The organism is Alcanivorax sp. UBA3183 (assembly GCF_002364155.1).
Taxonomy (GTDB): Bacteria; Pseudomonadota; Gammaproteobacteria; order Pseudomonadales; family Alcanivoracaceae; genus Alcanivorax; species Alcanivorax jadensis.
This window is the reverse complement of sequence record NZ_DEXN01000043.1, coordinates 108,427-109,040: the sequence shown is the minus strand read 5'-3', so window position 1 is coordinate 109,040 and position 614 is coordinate 108,427. Positions and strand designations below refer to the sequence as shown.

Here is a 614-nt window from a genome sequence, read left to right as displayed (position 1 = left end):
GTGCGCCGGATCCATGAGGATTGCCGGGGCGTCTATGGTAGTCCGAGAGTGCATCAGGCTTTGCGCTATCAAGGTGTACGGGTTGGCCGCAAGCGTGTTGAGAGGCTGATGAGAGATGCTTCGCTGGTAGGGCGAGTAGCAAAACTGTACCGCAGGGTGCCGGGCGTGGGGCGATTCTATCAACGTCACAAGAATCTACGCCTGAATATGCCGGCACCAAACGGGGTAAATCAGCAGTGGGTAGCGGATCTCACTTATATCAAGGTTAATCGACAATGGCGGTACCTGGCGGTTGTGCTTGATGTCTATTCTAGGAAGGTGATTGGTTGGTCGCTGGGAGAGAGGAAAACAGCGGCTTTGACCCTGAGGGCCTTGCGTCATGCTTTGCGGGTGCGTAGGCCGTCTTCCGGTCTAATATTCCATACGGATCGTGGTGTGGAGTATGGCGCGTACTTGATCCAGAACGAGCTAGGCAGGCACGGCATCAGACCCAGTATGAATCGGCCTAAGCAATGCACGGACAATGCGCATATGGAGTCCTTCTTCCATAGTATGAAGGCTGAAGTGATCCATGGCGTATCGTTTAAGGATGAGCAAGAGTTGCGAGCGGTTCT

The 614-nt window shown here is 54.1% G+C and carries 1 protein-coding gene; it reads left to right on the top strand.

The genetic code is table 11. The annotated features are described in order from the left end of the window. Nucleotides 1-614, top strand: a 614-nt coding sequence (locus B3Q33_RS13490; protein WP_286828035.1) for an IS3 family transposase, incomplete at its 3' end; no start/stop codon positions are given.